This is a genomic window from Vibrio sp. V38_P2S17PM301 (assembly GCF_009904845.1).
Lineage (GTDB): Bacteria > Pseudomonadota > Gammaproteobacteria > Enterobacterales > Vibrionaceae > Vibrio > Vibrio proteolyticus.
The window spans coordinates 1-20,853 of the sequence record NZ_WXWO01000100.1 but is presented as its reverse complement, the minus strand read 5'-3'; the positions used below and the strand labels follow the sequence as shown (position 1 = coordinate 20,853).

18 protein-coding genes are annotated in these 20,853 nt (G+C 49.7%); 12 read left to right on the top strand and 6 right to left on the bottom strand.

The genetic code is table 11. The features are described 5' to 3' along the window. Window positions 1-58: 58 nt before the first annotated feature. Both asnS and CAG64_RS21005 read right to left on the bottom strand, forming a co-directional pair. Complete coding sequence (asnS, locus tag CAG64_RS21010) at window positions 59-1,459, bottom strand: asparagine--tRNA ligase (protein ID WP_021703621.1); 1,401 nt, start codon at window positions 1,457-1,459, stop codon at window positions 59-61. A gap of 185 nt (window positions 1,460-1,644) precedes the next feature. Continuing rightward, complete coding sequence (locus CAG64_RS21005; RefSeq protein ID WP_161447851.1) at window positions 1,645-3,264, bottom strand: methyl-accepting chemotaxis protein; 1,620 nt, start codon at window positions 3,262-3,264, stop codon at window positions 1,645-1,647. A gap of 311 nt (window positions 3,265-3,575) precedes the next feature. On the opposite strand from CAG64_RS21005, the gene queD reads away from it, so the two are divergent. After that, window positions 3,576-3,941 carry a 6-carboxytetrahydropterin synthase QueD gene (queD, locus tag CAG64_RS21000; protein WP_161447849.1) on the top strand — a complete coding sequence of 122 codons (366 nt, stop codon included), beginning with the start codon at window positions 3,576-3,578 and terminating at the stop codon, window positions 3,939-3,941. A 501-nt stretch (window positions 3,942-4,442) separates the two neighbouring features. Further along, a complete protein-coding gene (locus CAG64_RS20995; RefSeq protein ID WP_161447847.1) occupies window positions 4,443-5,597 on the top strand; it encodes an amino acid permease in 1,155 nt (384 codons plus the stop codon). 64 nt (window positions 5,598-5,661) lie between these two features. On the opposite strand, the gene CAG64_RS20990 is transcribed toward CAG64_RS20995, so the two are convergent. The 3 genes from CAG64_RS20990 to CAG64_RS20980 form a co-directional block, all read right to left on the bottom strand. Then, a complete protein-coding gene (locus CAG64_RS20990; RefSeq protein ID WP_021703617.1) occupies window positions 5,662-7,023 on the bottom strand; it encodes an L-serine ammonia-lyase in 1,362 nt (453 codons plus the stop codon). Between the two features lie 95 nt (window positions 7,024-7,118). Beyond that, window positions 7,119-8,372, bottom strand: a complete 1,254-nt coding sequence (locus tag CAG64_RS20985; RefSeq protein WP_021703616.1) for an aromatic amino acid transport family protein — start codon at window positions 8,370-8,372, stop codon at window positions 7,119-7,121. Between the two features lie 299 nt (window positions 8,373-8,671). Beyond that, window positions 8,672-9,241, bottom strand: a complete 570-nt coding sequence (locus CAG64_RS20980; protein WP_021703615.1) for a CoA pyrophosphatase — start codon at window positions 9,239-9,241, stop codon at window positions 8,672-8,674. A gap of 164 nt (window positions 9,242-9,405) precedes the next feature. Here CAG64_RS20980 and CAG64_RS20975 point away from each other — a divergent pair, with 164 nt between their 5' ends. Both CAG64_RS20975 and CAG64_RS20970 read left to right on the top strand, forming a co-directional pair. Further along, the gene (locus tag CAG64_RS20975; protein ID WP_161447845.1) at window positions 9,406-9,942 is read left to right on the top strand and encodes a heme NO-binding domain-containing protein; all 537 of its coding nucleotides are present in this window, start codon (window positions 9,406-9,408) and stop codon (window positions 9,940-9,942) included. A gap of 4 nt (window positions 9,943-9,946) precedes the next feature. Then, window positions 9,947-11,650, top strand: a complete 1,704-nt coding sequence (locus CAG64_RS20970; protein ID WP_161447843.1) for an ATP-binding protein — start codon at window positions 9,947-9,949, stop codon at window positions 11,648-11,650. A gap of 5 nt (window positions 11,651-11,655) precedes the next feature. Here CAG64_RS20970 and pabB read toward each other — a convergent pair whose 3' ends face one another. Beyond that, a complete protein-coding gene (pabB, locus tag CAG64_RS20965) occupies window positions 11,656-13,044 on the bottom strand; it encodes an aminodeoxychorismate synthase component 1 (protein WP_202600877.1) in 1,389 nt (462 codons plus the stop codon). A 167-nt stretch (window positions 13,045-13,211) separates the two neighbouring features. Between pabB and CAG64_RS20960 the strand changes: the two genes are divergently transcribed. The 8 genes from CAG64_RS20960 to CAG64_RS20925 form a co-directional block, all read left to right on the top strand. After that, window positions 13,212-14,729, top strand: a complete 1,518-nt coding sequence (locus tag CAG64_RS20960) for a fumarate hydratase (RefSeq protein ID WP_161447840.1) — start codon at window positions 13,212-13,214, stop codon at window positions 14,727-14,729. Window positions 14,730-14,853: 124 nt separating this feature from the next. After that, complete coding sequence (locus CAG64_RS20955; RefSeq protein ID WP_021703608.1) at window positions 14,854-15,039, top strand: hypothetical protein; 186 nt, start codon at window positions 14,854-14,856, stop codon at window positions 15,037-15,039. 118 nt (window positions 15,040-15,157) lie between these two features. After that, window positions 15,158-16,534 carry a YcjX family protein gene (locus tag CAG64_RS20950; protein ID WP_161447838.1) on the top strand — a complete coding sequence of 459 codons (1,377 nt, stop codon included), beginning with the start codon at window positions 15,158-15,160 and terminating at the stop codon, window positions 16,532-16,534. After that, complete coding sequence (locus CAG64_RS20945) at window positions 16,531-17,562, top strand: YcjF family protein (RefSeq protein ID WP_161447836.1); 1,032 nt, start codon at window positions 16,531-16,533, stop codon at window positions 17,560-17,562. The genes CAG64_RS20950 and CAG64_RS20945 overlap by 4 nt, the downstream gene beginning before the upstream one ends. Window positions 17,563-17,666: 104 nt before the next feature. Further along, window positions 17,667-19,211: a transcriptional regulator TyrR gene (gene tyrR / locus CAG64_RS20940; RefSeq protein ID WP_021703605.1), complete on the top strand. Its 1,545-nt coding sequence runs from the start codon at window positions 17,667-17,669 to the stop codon at window positions 19,209-19,211. Continuing rightward, on the top strand, window positions 19,211-19,789 hold the full coding sequence (rimJ, locus tag CAG64_RS20935; RefSeq protein WP_161447876.1) for a ribosomal protein S5-alanine N-acetyltransferase: 579 nt from the start codon (window positions 19,211-19,213) through the stop codon (window positions 19,787-19,789). Before tyrR ends, rimJ begins: the two co-directional genes overlap by 1 nt. 1 nt (window position 19,790) lies before the next feature. Beyond that, a complete protein-coding gene (locus tag CAG64_RS20930; RefSeq protein WP_161447834.1) occupies window positions 19,791-20,393 on the top strand; it encodes an HD domain-containing protein in 603 nt (200 codons plus the stop codon). Further along, the coding region (locus CAG64_RS20925) for a DUF2947 domain-containing protein (RefSeq protein ID WP_161489355.1) at window positions 20,393-20,853 on the top strand (461 nt) is incomplete at its 3' end. The genes CAG64_RS20930 and CAG64_RS20925, both read left to right, overlap by 1 nt.

Sequence of the window (20,853 nt, the reverse complement as noted above, 5' to 3'; positions counted from 1 at the left end):
TCAGCAGGTATAAAAAAACCTCCGTCGATGCGGAGGTTTTTGCTATTCACAATGGCAATTAGAAGTTTGCGCTGCGTGGGGTGCGTGGGAATGGGATCACGTCACGAACGTTGCCCATGCCGGTGACGTAAGACACCAGACGCTCGAAGCCCAGACCGAAACCTGCGTGTGGTACTGTGCCGTAGCGGCGCAAATCGCGATACCAGCTCATGTGCTCAGGGTCGATGCCCATTTCACGCATGCGTGCATCCAGAACATCCAGACGCTCTTCACGCTGAGAACCACCGATGATTTCACCAATGCCCGGTGCCAGAACGTCCATCGCAGCAACCGTCTTATTGTCGTCGTTCAGACGCATGTAGAATGCTTTGATGTCTTTCGGGTAGTTCTTCACGATGACAGGTGCTTTGAAGTGTTCTTCCGCCAGATAACGCTCGTGCTCAGAAGACATATCGATACCCCATTCAACCGGGAATTCGAACTCACGGCCAGAATCCATCAGAATTTGGATCGCGTCAGTGTAATCAACTTGTGCAAAGTCAGACGACACGAATTGTTCCAGACGGGTGATCGCTTCTTTATCGATACGCTGCGCGAAGAACTCAAGATCGTCACGACGCTCTTCCAGTACCGCTTTGAACACGTATTTCAGCATGTCTTCAGACAATTTCGCTATGTCATCCAGATCGGCAAACGCAACTTCAGGCTCAACCATCCAGAACTCCGCCAGGTGGCGACTGGTGTTTGAGTTTTCAGCACGGAAAGTCGGGCCGAAAGTGTAAATTTTGCTCAGTGCACACGCGTATGCTTCGCCATTTAGCTGACCGGATACCGTCAGGAAGGTTTCTTTACCGAAGAAATCTTCGTTGTAGTCCACTTTACCTGCGTCTGTGCGAGGCAAGTTTTCCATGTCTAGTGTAGAAACGCGGAACATTTCACCAGCGCCTTCTGCGTCAGACGCGGTGATTAGCGGAGCCGATACCCAGAAGTAACCTTGCTCGTGGTAGAAGCGGTGAATCGCCTGAGACAGGCAGTTACGAACACGTGCTACGGCACCGATTACGTTGGTGCGCGGACGCAGGTGCGCCACTTCGCGGAGGTATTCGATAGAATGACGAGTTTTCGCCATTGGGTAAGTGTCAGCATCTTCTACCCAGCCAACCACTTTCACGTCGATTGCTGCCAGTTCAAAGTCCTGACCGCTCGCTGGAGATTCAACCACTTTACCTGTTACTTCGACAGAGCAGCCGGTAGTCAGCTTCAGTACTTCGTCGTTGTAATTATTCAGATTATTAGGGACCACGGCCTGAATCGGGTCGAAACAAGAGCCGTCATAAATGGCAAGGAATGAGATTCCAGCTTTGGAATCACGACGTGAACGAATCCAGCCGCGAACAGTGACTTCACTGTCAACTGCCAGCTTACCGCTCAGAACGTCTTTTACAGGCGCGTAAGTCATGTTAGGTGTTTTCTCCATTGAGGTAAAAATTCAACCCAATGTGCGCTTTTTGAACGTGAAAACGGGCAAAAAACAGTCGAAACATTGGGTTGGCTTGCATTTTACAGAATCAACGGAACATATTACCTGTCAAATCGATAGCTTCAACCTTTAATTGACCTCTGGCTGACGAAATTTCCTGATTTTTACGACGGTTTTTTCTCCTGCAGGGTAAACTGGTTCAGCAATGCTTCCAGATGTTCGGACAATTGTTCCAGATTCTGACTGATTTCGCGCGTTTGGGCTGCCGAGTGAGAGGTGTCGTCCGCGTGCTGCGTGATCACTTCCACTTTGTTTTGCACGTCCTGGCTGAGTTGCGTGGTCGACTGGGTTTGAAGCTGAATGTTTTCAGCGTGTTGTTGCGCCTGAGACATTTCCGTCACCACATGATTCATGCTGGTCGATAAGGCTTCGATGTCGGTGGATCTCTGGTGAGCGTGTGCGCAAACTGTGTCCACTGATACCAATGATGTTTCGCTGTCTTGTTTGAACTGAACCAGAATGCTTTCAATGCTGCTGGTGGCCTGCGCCGTACGACTGGCGAGTTGACGAACTTCATCGGCGACCACGGCAAACCCGCGCCCTTGTTCACCGGCTCGAGCGGCTTCAATGGCTGCGTTGAGTGCCAGTAGGTTGGTCTGGTCGGCAATGGCTTTAATGACCTCAAGAATCGTCGATACTTCACCTGTCTGGTCGTTCAACTCAATAATCCGTTGTTTGACTTTCTCAATGTCGCCGACCAGATTTTTGATGTCTTCACTGGCCAGGTGAGATTGTTCCGCACTTTGCCTGGCAATCGCAGTGGTGTGGCTGATTAAGCCAGATGCGTCGACGGTGGCTTGTTCAACTTGTAACTGTTGTGCCTGCATCTGACCGATATTGGTCTGTACTTCAGCGGTTTCATGTTGCTGGTTTGTGGCCGCCAGATCGGTACTCTGAGCTACCAACGTGAGCTGTGCAGCAGAGTGGGAGAGGGTGTGTGACGTGTCCTGCACCCGACCAAGACTGTCGCTGACGGTTTCCATAAACGAATTGATTGCCAGCGTCAGTTGGCCGACTTCATCTTTTCTCGGATTGTGCAGGCGCTGAGACAAATCTTTGGTTTGACTGACACTCTGCATGTAGCGGGACGTGCTTTGAATCGGACGGACGATGATCTTGCGAATAAGTGCCAGAGTGAGCAAAAAGCCGATGAAAGCGATGGTTGACATGATAGCGATGGCAATCAATGTGCGTTGACTGATCATGCTGTTGACGTGAGAAAGATTATACTCAAGACGAATGGCGCCCAGCACTTCACCCTCAGGCGCCATATGACAGGCTACACAGTTGGTGCCGCGGTAGTTTTCGGACGACTTCATCGGCAGCGCCACGACCAGGCCGTCCCCCCAGTCTTTTTGGATCGGCTCAATGATCAGCTCACCTTTCAGTGCGCGTCGGTCAATGTCATCGACGGGTTTCTGATTGTCCAGTCCCGGACCGTAGAGCTTACTGACGGTCTCCGAACGTAGTACGCGGACGGCTTCTATGCCTTCTTGTGCTAACGCCTTGTTATGCAGTGTTTCTTTTTGCGCCATGGTGCCCGTCAGCATCATCATGTTCAGGCTGTCGAAATAATTACTGGCTTTGTCGTGTAACTGTTCACTCAATACAGAATAGATCAGCTCACGTTGCTGATTGTATTGATAAAGGGTCGAAACAGTTAAAACCAGAGCGAAAACAGAAATTAAGGTCACCAGCAATTTGGTTGTTATCGTTGAGCTCATTGGATTCTTATTTGAATTATTGGAATAGACCTCGCAAATATATCCTTGGTCCGGCTAAGGAAAAATGGTTGCCGATCCGGAATGTGACCCTAAACAAAGTGTGTGTTTTGTAAATGTGATGTGGCGATGATGTAATCAATAATTTGACGCAATGCCACATTTTCGACTGTTCAATATGAAGTGAATTGGATAGTGATTTGGCGTCGTTTATCGGCGGAATCGCGTCAGCAAGTTTGTGAGCTGTGTCTAAACTTGTTTCGGACGGGTGAATTCCTTACTATTGCGTCTCCTTTGAAAGGCAGAGAATCAAGATGAAAACAGAATTGTATAAAGAGTTTATGTTTGAGGCAGCCCACCGCCTGCCGCACGTGCCGGAAGGGCATAAGTGTGGACGTTTGCATGGTCACTCTTTTTTAGTTCGTCTTTACGTAGAAGGCGAAGTGGATCCGCACACTGGTTGGATCGTGGATTTCTCTGAAATAAAAGCCGCATTCAAGCCTATCTACGATCGCCTGGACCACTATTATCTCAATGATATTGAAGGGTTAGAGAACCCGACCAGTGAAGTGTTGGCAAAGTGGATTTGGCAACAGCTCAAACCTGCTTTACCGCTGCTGAGCAAAGTGGAAATCAAAGAGACCTGCACGGCGGGTTGTATTTATATCGGTGAGGAATAAACCTCAGTGAGCCGTCCTGATTTGGGTTGGAAAGTGTCAACCTTATTTAGGACGTTACACCGCCAAACAAAAAAGCGAAGCAAACAGCTTCGCTTTTTTGTATCGTGATTTGGGTTGTGTGTTTCTTAACCGTTTGGTCATGATGAGTCTATCAGTCGTTGCAATCGTTTCGTCAGGCGATAATATGACCCTATCTCGGGTAGGGATTGATTAGCGAAACGGAAGGCTAAGAGACCAAAAAAGGGAATGTCACTGACGGACAGAACAATGAAATTCAAAATCACAACTCCCATTATTGAGCCGACTGAAGGGTCGCCACATTGCAAACCGCTTGTTATCACGCCTCCATTCTTATTATGCGCAGTTAGCGCCTCCCGCTTTGTTCACTCCTTTATTGCGTTGCGATTTATTACCCCTCAAGCACGATTTTCGTATTGTTTTTGATTTAACCGTTACTGCGGTTTAACGCCTATCTTTTTCACAACACAGAATTTATAAAATATGAATATTAAGCTTTTGGGAAGCTCCCTGATCATTGCAGGTACAGCTTTAGGTGCGGGTATGCTCGCGATTCCGATGGTACTGGCTCAATTCGGGCTGATGTACGGTACGGCGCTGATGTTGCTGATCTGCTTCGGTACTACGTACGCGGCGCTACTGCTACTCGAAGCGACGATTAAAGTCGGGGATGGCCTCGGTTTGCACTCCATCGCACGCCAGTCTTTGGGCAAAGGCGGGCAACTGCTCACGAATGGCTTGCTGTATGCGTTACTGATTTGTCTGTTGATGGCCTACATATTGGGCGCGGCTGATTTGGTCGGTAAGTTGTTTCAAAGCCTGGGTGTGACACTGACGGAAACACAAAGCCAGATCCTGTTTACCGCAGTCGCCGGCGCTGTGGTCGCTTGCGGTACGGGCGTTATTGATAAGCTAAACCGAGTCCTGTTTTTCATCATGCTGGCCAGTCTGGTGAGCACTCTGTTGATCCTGTTGCCATTCTTTTCGTTCGAGAATGTGGCCCAGGCGGGGGAGACCGATTTTGTTGGCCTGATCAAAACCAGCCCAATTCTGTTCACCAGCTTTGGTTTTCTGGTCGTGATTCCGGCTCTAGTGTCTTACAACCAGGAAGCGACCGACCGCCAGTTAAGAAACATGGTCATTGTTGGTTCGATGATCCCGCTGGTGTGCTATTTATGTTGGTTGTTCGCTGTCGTGGGGAATCTGGATGTAGCGCAGTTGAAGCAGTTCAGCAATGTGTCTGACTTAATGACGGTGTTCCAGCAGCGCTCTCCTTGGATTGGCACAATTTTGTCGGTATTCACTGGCCTGGCGTTGCTGACGTCGTTTTTTGGTGTGGCCATGGCGCTGTTTACACAAAATGTGGATGCGTTCAGACAGAACAAACTGGTGACGTATTTGCTCACATTTGCTCTGCCTCTGGCGGGTTCGCTGCTTGCCGCAGATCAGTTTCTGGCGGTGTTGAGCTACGCGGGTATCATTCTGGTCTTTCTGGCTATTTTTGTACCGCTGGCAATGGTTATCCGCTTGCGTCGTGCGGGCGAGGCCGATGCGCGTTATCGCACCGAAGGCGGTATGCCGATGCTAGTGTTCACACTGCTATTTGGGGTGTTCTTGTTGGTGTCTCAGCTGATCTAAGCCTAAATATGACAGCAAATAAAAAACCCGGGACATGCCCGGGTTTTTTGATCTTGAGTGTCGATTAACACACGACTTTGATCGCCAAACCGCCTTGTGACGTTTCACGGTATTTCGCGTTCATGTCTTTGCCGGTTTCCAGCATGGTTTCGATAACTTTATCCAGCGAAACACGTGGCGCTGAAGAGCGACGCAGAGCCATACGCGATGAGTTGATCGATTTCACTGCTGCGATACCGTTACGTTCGATACACGGAACCTGAACCTGACCGGCCACTGGGTCACACGTCAGACCCAGGTTGTGTTCCATAGCGATCTCGGCCGCCATGCATACCTGTTCAGGGCTACCGCCCATCAACTCAGCCAGGCCGGCCGCAGCCATAGAACACGCAACGCCGACTTCGCCCTGACAACCAACTTCTGCACCAGAGATTGAAGCATTGCGTTTGTACAGACCGCCGATTGCGCCAGAAGCGGCGAAGTAACGGATGTAATCTTTTTCCGTCACCGTCTGAATGAACTTGTCGTAGTACGCCAAAACTGCAGGAATGATACCGCAGGCACCGTTGGTTGGCGCGGTAACCACCCGTCCGCCAGCGGCGTTTTCTTCGTTAACGGCAAAAGCAAACATGTTTACCCAGTCAACCACAGACATTGGATCGTTGGTGGTCTTCTCAGACGTCATCAACTGTTGACGCAATGCCGCCGCTCGACGTGGTACACGCAGAGGCCCTGGCAGAATGCCTTCAGTGTTCATACCGCGTTCCATACATTCGCGCATGGTTTTCCAGATATTGGCGTAGTAGGTACGAATTTCTTCGTCTGAATGCAGAGCGTGTTCGTTCTGCATCACCAGCGCACTGATCGACAGTCCGCTCTCTTTACAGTGATTAATCAGTTCTTCAGCTGACGTGTACTCGTAAGGGACTTTGATCGGATTTTCAATTTCTTTACCGAAGTTCTCTTCGTCTACGATAAAGCCACCACCGATAGAGTAGTAGGTTTTCGAGTACGCTTTTTCTTCGTCGATCCAAGCGTGGATTTGCATGCCGTTCTCATGCAGTTCCAGATTGGTTTTGTGGAAGTTCATTCCGCCTTCACGAGGGAATGACACCGTATGACAGTGCATGCCAACAGGTAGACGTTCCGTTTCCTCTACACGTGCAATAAAGCCCGGAATAGAGTCGATATCTACTTTCTCAGGAGTGTTGCCAGCAAGACCCATGATGATCGCGATATCTGTGTGGTGACCTTTCCCTGTCAGTGATAATGATCCATAAACGTCGACGGTAATTTTAGTGATGTCGCGCAGCTTTCCCATAGAGCGCAAGTCATCAATAAACTCTTTACCCGCCTTCATTGGACCAACAGTGTGTGAACTGGATGGTCCAACGCCGATTTTATAGATATCAAATACACTAATCATTTTGATTACCTCAAAATTAAGCCTCCCGAGGAGGAGGGAGGCTTATTATTATCGTTATGTGTTTGTCTTTATTCTCGTCTGTATCGGCTGCGAGATTAAAGAGCGCTGTAGATTACAGAACTAATGGCAGCAAAACCACAGATTACTGTGAAAATCTGAACAGGTGCTGAAGTTTTGTACTTCGCCATTGCTGGTACTTTTTGCATCGCAAAAACAGGCATCAGGAACAGAATCGCTGCAATCATCGGTGCACCCATGGTTTCGATCATGCCCAGGATGCTTGGGTTGTATACGGCAACAGCCCAAGTGGTAATAACGATGAACAGCAGTGAGCCTTTCTCAATGTTGCTTACTGGAGCATCGGAGCGAGACTTGATCAGACCAACCAGACCTTCGTGAGCACCCAGGAAATGGCCAAAGTAGCTTGATGTGATAGCTGCAAAGGCAACCAGTGGACCCATGTATGAGATCAGTGGTGATTCGTGAATGTTTGCCAGGTAAGACAGAACGGAAATGTTTTGCTCTTTTGCCATCGCCAGCTGCTCTGGAGACAGAGAAAGCACGACAGAGAACACGAAAAACATGACAAAACCCATCAGCATCATTGCTGCACCGCCAGTAATAGCGTCAGTTTTGCTTACCGCTTTTTCACCATATACACGACGTTGTTCTTTTGAGAACTGCGAGATGATTGGGCTGTGGTTGAATGAGAACACGATGATTGGAATCGCCAGCCATACGATGGTTGGCATTGAGCCCCAGTCTGGTGCGACATCCATCATTGAGGTGTTCCACTCAGGGATCAGGTAAACAGACAACGCCAGCAGGATGAATACCAGAGGGTAAACCATTGCTGAAGTGGCTTTTAGCATCAGATCTTTACCGAACACGACACCTGCGGTCATCGCCAGAATCAGGGCGCCAGACAGCAGCCAGCGAGGAATGGATTCCATGCCGATTTGGTTAACCAGGAAAGAGTCAACCGTGTTGGTGATGCCGACGCCGTAAATAAGAACGATCGGATAGATGGCGAAGAAATAGGCGAATGTAATAAGGTTGGCGCCAGTCTTACCGAAATGTTCTTCTACGGTATCGGTGATGTCTGCTTCAGGGTTTTTCGCAGACAGAACGAAACGAGCCAGAGATTTGTGGGCGAACCACGTCATTGGTGCAGCAATTAAAGCTAAGATTACTAATGGCCAGAAGCCGCCAGCACCCGCTTTGATCGGGAGAAAAAGAACGCCGGCGCCGACCGCTGTACCGAACAGCGACAGACACCAAGTGAAATCTTTGTAAGTAAACTTACTAGAAGATTGTGCGGTAGAAACCGCAGAAGTGTTAGAGTTCATATTGGAATACTCATTTTTGGGAACAGGAAATAAGTCGGGCGCAATTTTGCAAGATTTTGTTGCACCAAAAATAGATCTAAATCATGTATCGCCCGCGCTTATTGAATGATATGTCAAAAACCGGCGTTTTATCACGAAAATATCGTGCCACACATGATTATTGCTAATGATTGGAATTAGAAAAACTAATCTGGGTGATAATTTATTCTGATGAGTGTGATCGCAACCGATTTTCTTTTTGAGGGGTGAGAAAAACTAATCTGAACCATAGCAAATGAGAACTGTTGAATATTCATTTCCTAAGCGATCTGTTTTTGCATGGCCTGAATGATTTGCGCGGTCATGCCCCATATGAAGTGATGCTGATATGGAATAGCAAATATACGATGAGCCGTGTCTTTAATCTGAAACGTTTGGGTAAATAAATTGGTTTTGCTGAACACATAATCCGCGGGGACTTCGAATGCTTCATCCACTTCGTTTTTATCGATCGTCAACTGATAATCCTGATCGATAAACGCCAGTACCGGGGTGACAGCAAAACGGCTGATGGTCGCCAGTTCAGGAAGATGGCCGAATATTTCAATTTGATCAGGACGAATGCCTGTTTCTTCAAAGGTTTCGCGTATTGCTGTGTGATACACTGACAAATCATCCGTTTCTTTTTTCCCGCCAGGAAAGCTGACTTGCCCCGGGTGGTGACGCAAATGCATCGCCCGACGGGTAAACAGAACATTGAGGCCGGAATCACGTTCAATGAAGCCGATGAGCACGGCCGCTTCGCGCAGGTGTTCTGAACGCAGGTGTTCGGTTCTGCGCAGCGCTTCTGCGTGATAACGGGCAGGGCGTTGCAATTGGAAATTCCGCATTAATGTGCTTCTGGTCAGTTTCACTGGCTCTCCTGTCTGAAAATCATGATTTGCTACGCGGTGCATAATATGAATGAACACCATAAAGCCGTGGCTAATTATTTGAAAAAGCCGAAGTTCTCGATCATGCTTTACCTAGCTAATAATAAAGGTAGCTCATAAAGATGAAAGGCATTATTTTTACTGAGTTCATGGATTTAGTCGAAGAGAAGTTTGGGTTAGAGGTTCTGGACACCGTCCTCCGCATGTCAGCCAACCCGGGAGCATATACCTCTGTTGGCAGTTACGATCACCGGGAGTTGGTCAGGCTAATTCAGAATCTCAGTCAAGTGACCGGTGTTTCCGCTGAACAACTGCAACAGCTTTTTGGCCGGGCAGCGTTCGACAACCTGTATCTGAGCCTGCCTTCCAATGTCAGCACTCCGCACTTTTCCTCTTGTTTCGCTTTTATCCGTCATGTCGAAGAATACATTCATCTGGAAGTGAAGAAACTGTACCCGGATGCGAAACCACCCAGATTTGAGTTTATCAGCGAGTCGCAAAGCTATATGGAATTCGACTATCGCAGCGCCCGTTGCCTGGCTCACGTGTGTTTCGGGTTGATCAAAGGGTGCGCTGCCCATTTTGGAGAGCGTGTCGATATTGTCATGACACCGCAATCCGCTCCCAGCCATGTGCGTTTTGCTCTGACTTTGGTTTAAAACCATGTCTGAAGATTCGGCGTTACAGCGTAAACTCATCCGAGAAAAAGCCGCCCGTCAGGAAGCGGAACAACTGCTTGAGCAAAAAAGTCTGGAACTTTACCGACTCAATCAGAAACTCAGCGTTGCGCTGACGCACCTTGAACTGAAATCGGAACACGACATCTCTAAGCTGGAGTTTAACCATCAGGTTGATCAGGCCTTAATCCAGTTTGGTAGTGCCTTTCTCTCCCATACTCTTGATGACCGCCTGCTCAACCGACTGCTGGATCGACTCAGGCATGCTTCCGTTATATTGAGAGCCGGGTTATCGCTCAACTCGGGGCTATTGAACAGCATTCGCTCGTCATGGTTCGGGGATTCAATGCCGCAGCGGGAAATTCATCAATTCCATTTGGTGTGCTGGCATGACAACTTTCTGAGTCTGCCCTTGCTTGTTGATGGCGAATCCGTTGGTGCGTTGTTGCTTGAAGTTGAGCATGGCATGGTCGAGCGGGAATACATTGAAGAGCAGATGCTGCTGGTCAGAGATTTATTGGCAAGCGCACTGACCCGGCAAATCAGAGCGGAAGAAACCATAGACGCTCGCCAGCGTGCGGAAGCCTCCGAGCGAGCGACGAAAGAATTCGTAGCGATGATCAATCACGAGCTCAGAACACCCTTAAATGGTCTATTGGGCAGCGCTGAACTGTTGGCGAGTACGTCTCTGGATAGTCATCAACAGCAGTTTTTGAGCAATTTGGTGCACTCTGGCGAGCTGCTCCGGGTCATCATCAATGATCTGCTCGATTTCAGTAAAATCAGTGCCGGAGTGATGGCGCTGATTGTGGCGCCGTTTGACTGGCACGATCTGGAAAGGATCATGCGGGGGATCTTCACACCCAAGGCGACCGAGAAAGCGATTCAGTTTGTGATTGAACAACGTACCGTCATTCCACAGTGTCTGATGGGCGATCAAGAGCGTATCAGCCAGATTCTGGTCAACTTGATCGGCAATGCGATCAAGTTTACTCATACTGGCATGGTCAAGCTGGTCGTGAGCTACACCGATGACGGATTGGAATTTCAGGTTCAGGACACGGGGGTCGGCATTCCGTCTTCGGCGCTGGCAACCTTGTTTGATCCCTTCGTGCAGGCTGACCGTTCGACCAAACGTCATTATGAGGGCTCAGGATTAGGGCTGGCGATCTGTCACAATCTGGTCTCGCTGATGAAGGGGCAACTGGACTGCCAAAGTGTCGAAAATGTCGGCTCGACGTTTCGGGTGTTGCTGCCGCTGCGCCGGGGGAGCAAGCCAGTCAAGCGCAACAACAAATCCGGTCAACTCAACGAGCGCCTGAAACCCTTGTCAGAGCTGAAAGTGTTAGTGGTTGATGACATCCGTATGAATCAAATCATCGTGCAGGAGATGCTGAAAAAGTTCGGCATCACGCCCGATACCAGCTACACCGGACTGGAAGCGCTTCAGGCGGTGGAAGGCGATCGCTACGATTTGATCTTTATGGATTGCCGGATGCCTGAAATGGACGGTTTTGAGGCGACAGAGCGACTGCGCAGTTTGGGTTATGGAATGCCGATCATCGCGATTACGGCCGGAACTACGCTGGAAGAGCGGAAACGGTGCATCGTCTGCGGCATGAATGATATTCTGACGAAACCCTACACGGCCGCAGACCTGGAGAAGATGATACGTAAGTGGGTGCGCTAGCGCGCTCAGTGCCTGGCTAATACAGGCAGAATACGGCTCAGTTTATCCAGTGTTTCCTGATATTCGGCGTCGCACTGACTGTCAGCCACCACGCCACCGCCGGCCCAGGCAAACAGTTGGCCTTGTTCCGCCACCAAAGTGCGTATAGTGATGCTGGTGTCCATCCGACCATGGCGACTGATATAGCCGATGCTGCCGCAGTAGGCGCTGCGGCGGTGAGGTTCCAGCTCTTCAATGATTTCCATCGCGCGGATTTTTGGTGCACCGGTAATGGAACCGCCAGGAAAACTGGCGCGCAGCAAATCCGCCGGTGAATATGCCGGATCCAGCTCAGCTCGAATAGTGCTGACCAGATGATGCACCGCAGGAAAGCTTTCAATATCAAATAACTTGGGCACATGCACACTGCCGGGCTTGGCTACGCGGCCAAGGTCATTACGCAGCAGGTCAACGATCATCAGGTTTTCAGCCTGATCCTTTTCCGCTTCGGCCAGTTCTCTGGCGCTGGCCGCATCGGTTTGTGGATCTTCCGAGCGCGGACGAGTACCTTTAATGGGTTTGGTCTCAATCATACGTTGATTGACTTGTAAAAAACGTTCGGGAGAGACACTGAGTATGGCGCCGCTTTCGGTACGAATAAAGGCGGAAAATGGCGCCAGATTGAAACGCTCTAGCTTGTCGTAGGCTTGCCATTCGCTACCGTGATACCGGGCGGAAAAACGCTGAGCGAGATTGATCTGGTAGCAGTCACCGGACAACAGGTAATCTTGCACCTGGTTGAATTTGTTCGTGTAGTCGGCTTTGCTCATATTGGAGGCCCAGCCGGACGTCAGGGTGAAAGCGTCAGTCGTTTTCGCCTGCTGAGAGCACAGCCATTGCCAGCGCTGCTCTACCTGGTTACCGATGACATAGGCGGTGTGTTGCTGATGATCAACGATCAATGCCCAATCATACAGGCCTACCGCCATATCAGGAGTGTGGAGATCACGCGCTGCCAACTCTGGCATCACCTCAACGCGACGGCCCAAATCGTAAGCAAAATAACCCAGAGCGCCCCCCACAAACGGGAGATCCAAATCGCAGGTCACCTCCGGGAGCCACTGTTGCTGCAACTGTTGAATTAAGGCAAAAGGATCCGCTTTGGAGAGGTAAGATTCGGAAGGCGTCTGAATTTCGGTCTGTTGTTGACGGGTGGTCAGAGTCGCCACCGGACAGGCCACCAGAATATCGAACCGACTGTCAATATGCGACTCGGATGCGGAACGCAATAACATCGCCCAGGGCTGATGTTCGATGTTGCAAAACAGGTGCTTAGCAAGCTCAGTATCATAACTGACCGCTTTTGTTTGAATGGGATTTAGGTCGTTGTTATTCATTTGTTTAATTTGTGACAAAGAGTTCGATCACTGCATGGCGTGTTGAGGAAAGCAAGAGTATCATATCCGAATCTAACGCCGCTACTTCAGTCGTTTTGTTGCAGTCACACGCCGATTGGCGCTTCTGTCCGTCCAAATGACAAGTCAGTGGCGACAATGGAAGCATAATTATAATGAGGCATGCAATGACGGTAATTCGCAAGCAAGATGTGATCAGCAGTGTCGCTGATGCACTTCAGTATATTTCCTACTATCACCCTCTCGACTTTGTTCAAGCCCTTGAAAAAGCCTATCACCGTGAAGAAAGCAAGGCGGCCAAAGACGCCATCGCGCAGATACTGATCAACTCCCGCATGTCAGCAGAAGGCCACCGACCGATTTGTCAGGACACGGGTATTGTGACCTGTTTCGTCAACATCGGCATGGGGGTTCAGTGGGACTCGACGGACATGACAGTCCAGCAGATGGTTGATGAAGGCGTACGTCAGGCCTACACCAATCCGGATAACCCGCTGCGTGCCTCGGTACTGATGGATCCGGCTGGTAAACGCATCAACACCAAAGACAACACACCTGCGGTTGTGCACATCAATATGGTGCCGGGTAATAAAGTAGAAATTCAGATCGCGGCGAAAGGCGGCGGCTCTGAAAATAAAACCAAGATGGTGATGTTAAACCCATCCGATGACATTGCCGAATGGGTAGAAAAAACACTGCCGACTATGGGAGCGGGCTGGTGTCCACCGGGTATGCTGGGTATTGGTATTGGTGGCACAGCAGAAAAAGCCGCGGTGCTGGCCAAAGAGTCTTTGATGGAACACATCGATATTCAGGAACTGATCGAACGCGGCCCACAAAATGCGGAAGAAGAGCTTCGTTTGGATATCTTTAACCGAGTCAACAAGTTGGGCATCGGGGCGCAAGGTTTGGGCGGTCTGACGACTGTGGTGGATGTGAAAATCAAAACTGCGCCGACGCATGCAGCGTCGAAACCAGTATGTTTGATCCCCAACTGTGCAGCGACGCGTCACGTACACTTTACGCTTGATGGCAGCGGCCCGGCGGATCTGCAACCACCGAAGTTGGAAGAGTGGCCGCAAATCACTTGGGAAGCGGGGGCGAACACACGTCGTGTTAACCTGGATACGGTCACGGCTGAAGACGCCCAGCAATGGAAGACCGGCGAAACGCTGCTGTTGTCTGGTAAGATCCTGACGGGTCGTGATGCGGCGCACAAACGCATCCAAACCATGCTCGACAACAGCGAAGGCTTGCCTGAGGGCGTGGATTTCAAAGGCAAATTCATTTACTACGTTGGTCCGGTTGATGCTGTAGGTGATGAAGCGGTCGGCCCTGCTGGCCCAACGACGTCGACTCGTATGGATAAGTTTACCGACATGATGCTTGAGAAAACCGGCATTATGGGGATGATTGGTAAGGCGGAACGGGGCCCTGCGACTGTTGAATCGATCAAAAACCATAAAGCGGTGTATCTGATGGCGGTTGGCGGCGCCGCGTACCTGGTCTCGAAAGCAATCAAGAAAGCACGCGTGGTGGCGTTTGAAGATCTGGGCATGGAAGCCATTTATGAATTCGAAGTCGAAGATATGCCAGTGACCGTTGCGGTCGATTCATCGGGCGTGAACGTGCACCAGGTAGGCCCGGACACATGGAAAGTCAAAATTGCTGAAATGGAAAAGTAACGACTCAGCAGAAGACTGTGACAAAATGCTGATTTTACTAGCAAACATTTGACATAAGTGCAGCGTATGCTGCACTTTTTGTCTATATAATGAATGATTAATTTAAAAACGTCAGGAGAGCGCTATGCCTCGCTTTATTCAAATTTTGCAGATCATTATCGCGGTCGTGATAGGCGGCTTTGTGGGCTATGATCTGATTCTCCATGGTATCAGTATCTTCGACGAGAAATACGTCACGATCAGCTGTGTGCTGTGGGTGCTGGTCGAGATTTCATTGTTTGTCATCTACAAGCTGATTGAAGACGATTAGTCTTAAGAACTGCAACTTTCTATAAGCCCCTGATTTAACTCAGGGGCTTTTTCGTTCATCTCGTATTAAGATTGATGAATATAAACTACGCCCGTCTTGGTAATTTGAGGGAGACTGAATGAAGCGTATTACCCAAGAAGTGAATGACTTTATTAATCGCGGGTTGGACTCTCATGTCCGTATCGCTGTTACCGGCTTATCCAGAGCCGGCAAGACGGCCTTTATCACTTCTATGGTGAATCAGTTACTTCACACATCGACACACGACAATTTGCCCTTATTGGCGGCTGCGCGTGATCAGCGGATCATTGGCGCTAAGCGGGTACCACAGGTCAACATGATGGTGCCGCGTTTCTCCTATGACGAAGCGATGGCACATTTGCATGCTGCCACTCCACAATGGCCTGAGCCGACGCGTGATGTCAGCGAAATTCGGCTGGCGATCAAGTATCAGCCGAAAAGTCGGACCAAAAAACTGCTCAGCCGTACCAGTACGCTGCATCTTGATATTATTGATTATCCGGGTGAATGGTTGCTGGATTTGCCGTTGCTGGAGATGGACTTCGATACGTGGTCACAAACGCAGTTTGACGCGATGACGGGTTTGAGAGGCTCATTGGCGCAAGCGTGGCTCACCGAGCTGGGGTCGCTCGACCTGCGCGCGGAAGTAAACGAGAAACAGTTGGAGCAAATCGCTCAGAGTTACACCCGTTATCTGCACGACTGCAAGGCGAGTGGGCTGCACTGGGTGCAACCGGGCCGTTTTGTCCTCCCGGGGGAATTGGACGGTGCGCCAGTCCTGCAGTTTTTTCCGGTTTTGCTGGATGGAGGTGATAAAGCCGATAAGCGCAGTAACTACACGGCATTGAAATCACGCTATCAGGAATATCAACAGAAAGTGGTGAAAGCTTTCTATAAGCATCACTTTTCCACGTTTGATCGACAAATTGTGTTGGTGGATTGTCTGTCGCCGCTGAACTCTGGTGCCGAGTCGTTTCACGACATGCGCCATGCGTTGGAGCAGATCATGAAAAGCTTCAAGTATGGACGTAGTAGTCTGCTTAAGCGTTTGTTTTCCCCCAAGATCGATAAAGTGTTGTTCGCGGCAACCAAAGCGGATCACGTAACGCCGGAGCAGCACCCTAATCTGGTCGCTCTTTTGCAGCAGATGGTACATCCGTCCTGGCAGAGTGCGGCGTATGAAAATATCGGGATGAGCTGCATCAGTATGGCGTCGGTTCAGGCGACGCAATCTGGTTTTATCTCTTCCGGTGATGAGCGCACGCCTGCGCTTCAGGGATACACGCTGGACGGTACTGCGCTGACGGTCTTTCCGGGAGAAGTGCCGAAGAAACTGCCAGGCTCAGGCTTCTGGCAAAACAAAGGATTTGAGTTCAGTGCGTTCCGGCCGATGGCTTCGGAGTTAGACGAGCCGCTTAGGCATATCCGTATGGACAAAGCGTTAGAAACTTTGATTGGAGATAAATTGAAATGAGTGATTTGAAGAGCAAGCAAATTTTCGATCAGCCACTCAACGATGCTCCTCTCGAGCAAGATGAGCTCACCGCTCAGCAGCAATTTAACGCCGAACAGCGTTTTGTACCACAGACTGCTGAGAGTGAGTCTTCCGACGCCATGCCTGAGCAGCAGTTGGAGCAGGTCATTCGTCCGCGAAAGGGACGCAAATGGCTGGCCACGGGTTTGTCTATCACATTTGCCGCGCTGTTGGGATGGCAAGCGGTTGATTCGCTGGTGGGCGCGATTCAGCAGAGCGACTGGCTGGCTTTGGGCTGGTCTGGCTTTATCGCCAGTTTGTCAGCGCTGGGTATCGGCGCTATTGGCAAAGAATTATGGAAACTGCGCCGATTGCGCAATCATTTCAGCGTTCAGGAGCAGAGTGAGCAACTTATCCTCAACGACAGCGTCGGACATGGTAAAGCATTTTGTGAACAGTTGGCGAAAGAGAGCGGTGTACAGCCGGAAAGCCCGGCTTTTGATCGCTGGTTCAACAGTGTGCATGATGCGCACAGTGACGCCGAAATTCTGGATATGTACGATGCGATGGTGGTTGCTGAACAAGACAAACAAGCCACCAAAGTGGTGTCTCAGTTTTCAACGGAAGCCGCCGCATTGGTCGCGATCAGCCCGTTGGCGATTGCTGATATGTTGTTGGTTGCGTGGCGCAACTTCAAGATGATCGACAAACTGGCGGAGATATACGGCGTTGAATTGGGGTATTGGTCGCGCATCAAGTTACTGAAAGCCGTGTTCATCAATATGGCCGCAGCCGGAGCCAGTGAATTGGCTGTTGACGCTGGTATGGATCTGTTGTCGATGGATCTAGCGGGGCGCTTGTCTGCGCGCGCAGGGCAGGGGCTTGGTGTGGGCATCCTCACGGCCAGACTTGGTCTGAAGGCCATGTCACTGTTGCGTCCGATGCCCTGGCACAAAGACCGCGCGGTGAAACTGAGCGCAATTCGTAAGCAAATTGTGGCAAAAGTCACTGCGATTACAATGAAATAGCAGCGAATGTGATGTCGACTCACGGAGACTTCTTGACGCGATTCAGACCTTAGGCGAAACTACTGTCAACTTTTCCTGACACCTTCGAATTTAGGGACTTTCCAGTGCGTCTAGAAGTTTTCTGTGAAGATAGACTCGGTCTTACCCGTGAGCTACTCGATATTCTTGCCTCCAGAAACATTGATTTGCGCGGCATTGAAATTGATATTTCTGGCATTATCTACCTTAACTGCCCGGATATCGACTTTGATACCTTTAGTGAACTGATGGCAGAAATCCGTCGCATCTCTGGTGTCAAAGACGTTCGTAAGATTCAGTTTATGCCGATGGAACGGCACAACACCGAACTGATTTCTCTGTTGAATAATCTGCCGGATCCGGTTCTGGCGATTGACCTCAAAGGTCATGTTGATATGGCCAACCACGCTGCGCTCAGTTTGTTTAGTCAAAACGAAGACCAAATTCTTGCGCAGCAGATTTCGACACTGTTACCCAGTTTCAACTTCTCAAAATGGGCGGAAGGCACCATCACGCGCAAGCGCGAAAACCTAGTGATTGACGGCTTAGATTACGTCATGGAAATTATGCCGGTCTACATTACCAGTGAAGCGAAAGAGTCTATTCTGGCCAGTACGGTGATGATCATTCGCAGCGCCGCACAACCTGCGCTGATAGACCAGATGTTGCCAGAGCAGAACAATCTCGGCTTTGAACATTTTGTTGGCGTTTCCAATAAGCACAAGGCTTTGATTGGGCAAGCGAAAAAGCTCTCGATGCTTGATCAGCCTTTGCTGATTGAAGGCGAAACCGGTACCGGTAAAGAGATGCTGGCACGCGCTTGCCACAACCGCTCTCACCGCGCGTCAGAACCTTTTTTGGTCCTGAGTTGTGCTTCGATGCCGGATGATGTGGCCGAGACTGAGTTATTTGGTCATGCTCCGGGATCGTTTAATCACGAGCAAGGACACAAAGGCATCTTTGAACAGGCTAATGGCGGAACCGTCTTTCTTGACGAAATCGGCGAGATGAGCCCGCACCTGCAAATTAAACTGCTGCGTTTTCTTCAGGACGGTACATTCCGCCGAGTGGGCGAAGAGCACGAAGTGCACGTGGATGTTCGGGTTATTGCCTCGACGCGCCATCAGTTGTCCGATTTGGCAGAGTCGGGGTCATTCCGTGAAGATTTGTTCTACCGCCTCAATGTACTGACGCTACGCATTCCGCCACTGCGCGAACGCGCCAGCGATATTGCACCGCTACTGGAATTGTTTGTCGCCAAGTACATCAAGCAACTTGGTATGATGAAACCCGAACTCAGTGAAGATTTGGTGGACCAGCTCTCGAACTATCAATGGCCGGGCAATATGCGTCAACTGGATAACATGGTACTGCGGGCGCTGACCGAGTTGTCCGCAGATACACTGACGATTGATTTGTTCCATTTGCCGCAGTTGGAAAGTGTGTCCGGCAGTGCACCGAGTATTAATCTTGATGGTTCGCTGGATGAAATCATGAAAGAGTATGAAGCTCAGGTGTTGGAACGTTTGTATCAGTCTTTCCCATCCAGTCGTAAACTGGCCAAACGACTGAATGTGTCGCATACCTCGGTGGCGAATAAACTGCGCGACTACGGGATCAGAAAGAAATGATGGATAAAATCAGCACGCCCGCGCAAGTGTATGAAGTCGATGACGATATCATACTGAGAACCGCCGACGTTACCGATGCTGCAATGATTGTGGACTACTACAGTACCAATCGGGTTCACCTTCAGCCATGGGAACCCAAACGAGAGCAGGCATTCTACTCGGTACAGGGCTGGACACAGAAATTGATCAAGTTACATGAGTTGCACAAGATGGGGCTTGGCTACTACCTGATCATCATCGAACGTGAGACAGGGGCCATGCTGGGAACCATTTCATTCAGTAACCTGACTCGTTTTCCATTTCATGCCTGTAACGTTGGTTACTCACTGGCCGAGCAAGCGCAAGGGCGGGGCGTGATGACCCGGGCATTAAGATTGGCAGTGGACTACATGTTTCGTATCCAGAACATGCATCGCATCATGGCCGGTTACATTCCGGCAAACAAGCGCAGTGAATCGGTGTTGGAAACCATCGGCTTTGAACACGAAGGGTTTGCTAAAGATTACCTGTTGATTAACGGGCGCTGGGAAGATCATAACCTGATGGCGCTGATCAACCGAAACTGGAAAGAGGCCTGATATGAACCAAAGGCTGGAACAACAGCTGGCACTGGTATTGGAACTGGATCGCCTTAAGTCTGTTCTCAGGCGAACCCGTGTGAAAAGTGCGGACAAACGCCTGGAGAACAGTGCAGAGCACAGTTGGCACGTTGCCCTAATGGCAGTGTTAATGGAAGAACACGCCAATGAGCCGGTCAATATCGACCGGGTGGTCAAGATGTTGCTGATCCATGACGTTGTTGAAATTGATGCGGGTGATACCTTTGTTTATGATGTTGCCGCTTCTGAGCTGCAAGCGCAGAAAGAGATGGCAGCGGCAGAGCGGTTGTTTGGTATGTTGCCGGACGATCAGGCCAAAGAACTGAAAGCGTTATGGCTGGAATTTGAGAGTGCTCAATCGGGCGATGCCCGTTTCGCCAAAGCGCTGGATCGCATCATTCCCATGTTGTTGAATTATCATAATCAAGGGCAAAGCTGGCAGGAAAATGGTGTGAAAACCGAGCAAGCGCTGAGCATCAACCGACGTATCGAAGATGGCTCAACAGTGCTGTGGGAAAAAGCCCAACAAATGATAGAAGACGCCACCGCAAAAGGGTGGCTTCAAGGTAACGAGGAAAATTAATGTCGTATTTGCCTTTGGATCAATACCAAAGAAAATGGATTTTTACTCACCAATCGATGCCGGTTGCCAGTGATGATCTTGAATGGATCAAACCGATGACACAGGCAAGGTCCGCACAATTGTGGAAAGACAACATCAGTGCACAAAGCCCAGATTCAGAAAGACTCAGTGCATCAGACTGGCCTCAGAAAGAGAGCAACTGGGTCGGAGAAGTAGACTGGATGCTAGCCTGGGAAGACGATGAGGTCGGTTTACCTGCGGAAATTCTGGCTCATTTGGATTGGCAAGATGATGTAACTGTCTATTTCTGCTATGAAAAGTACAATGTGATTGAAACGAAATGGTCTGTGTTTAAAAGAAACTGGAAGAACTTTTTATTTTATGATGACGGGCCAATATTAATAGCCAGAAGACGAAATGAAGCACTTTGGTTCAATTCCCTCGGTATGGTTAAACTCGG

Coding starts and splice junctions, on each gene's coding strand:
- asnS (WP_021703621.1), bottom strand. CDS start 1,459: ATGACTTACGCGCCTGTAAAAGACGTTCTGAGCGGTAAGCTGGCAGTT.
- CAG64_RS21005 (WP_161447851.1), bottom strand. CDS start 3,264: ATGAGCTCAACGATAACAACCAAATTGCTGGTGACCTTAATTTCTGTT.
- queD (WP_161447849.1), top strand. CDS start 3,576: ATGAAAACAGAATTGTATAAAGAGTTTATGTTTGAGGCAGCCCACCGC.
- CAG64_RS20995 (WP_161447847.1), top strand. CDS start 4,443: ATGAATATTAAGCTTTTGGGAAGCTCCCTGATCATTGCAGGTACAGCT.
- CAG64_RS20990 (WP_021703617.1), bottom strand. CDS start 7,023: ATGATTAGTGTATTTGATATCTATAAAATCGGCGTTGGACCATCCAGT.
- CAG64_RS20985 (WP_021703616.1), bottom strand. CDS start 8,372: ATGAACTCTAACACTTCTGCGGTTTCTACCGCACAATCTTCTAGTAAG.
- CAG64_RS20980 (WP_021703615.1), bottom strand. CDS start 9,241: ATGCGGAATTTCCAATTGCAACGCCCTGCCCGTTATCACGCAGAAGCG.
- CAG64_RS20975 (WP_161447845.1), top strand. CDS start 9,406: ATGAAAGGCATTATTTTTACTGAGTTCATGGATTTAGTCGAAGAGAAG.
- CAG64_RS20970 (WP_161447843.1), top strand. CDS start 9,947: ATGTCTGAAGATTCGGCGTTACAGCGTAAACTCATCCGAGAAAAAGCC.
- CAG64_RS20960 (WP_161447840.1), top strand. CDS start 13,212: ATGACGGTAATTCGCAAGCAAGATGTGATCAGCAGTGTCGCTGATGCA.
- CAG64_RS20955 (WP_021703608.1), top strand. CDS start 14,854: ATGCCTCGCTTTATTCAAATTTTGCAGATCATTATCGCGGTCGTGATA.
- CAG64_RS20950 (WP_161447838.1), top strand. CDS start 15,158: ATGAAGCGTATTACCCAAGAAGTGAATGACTTTATTAATCGCGGGTTG.
- CAG64_RS20945 (WP_161447836.1), top strand. CDS start 16,531: ATGAGTGATTTGAAGAGCAAGCAAATTTTCGATCAGCCACTCAACGAT.
- rimJ (WP_161447876.1), top strand. CDS start 19,211: ATGGATAAAATCAGCACGCCCGCGCAAGTGTATGAAGTCGATGACGAT.
- CAG64_RS20930 (WP_161447834.1), top strand. CDS start 19,791: ATGAACCAAAGGCTGGAACAACAGCTGGCACTGGTATTGGAACTGGAT.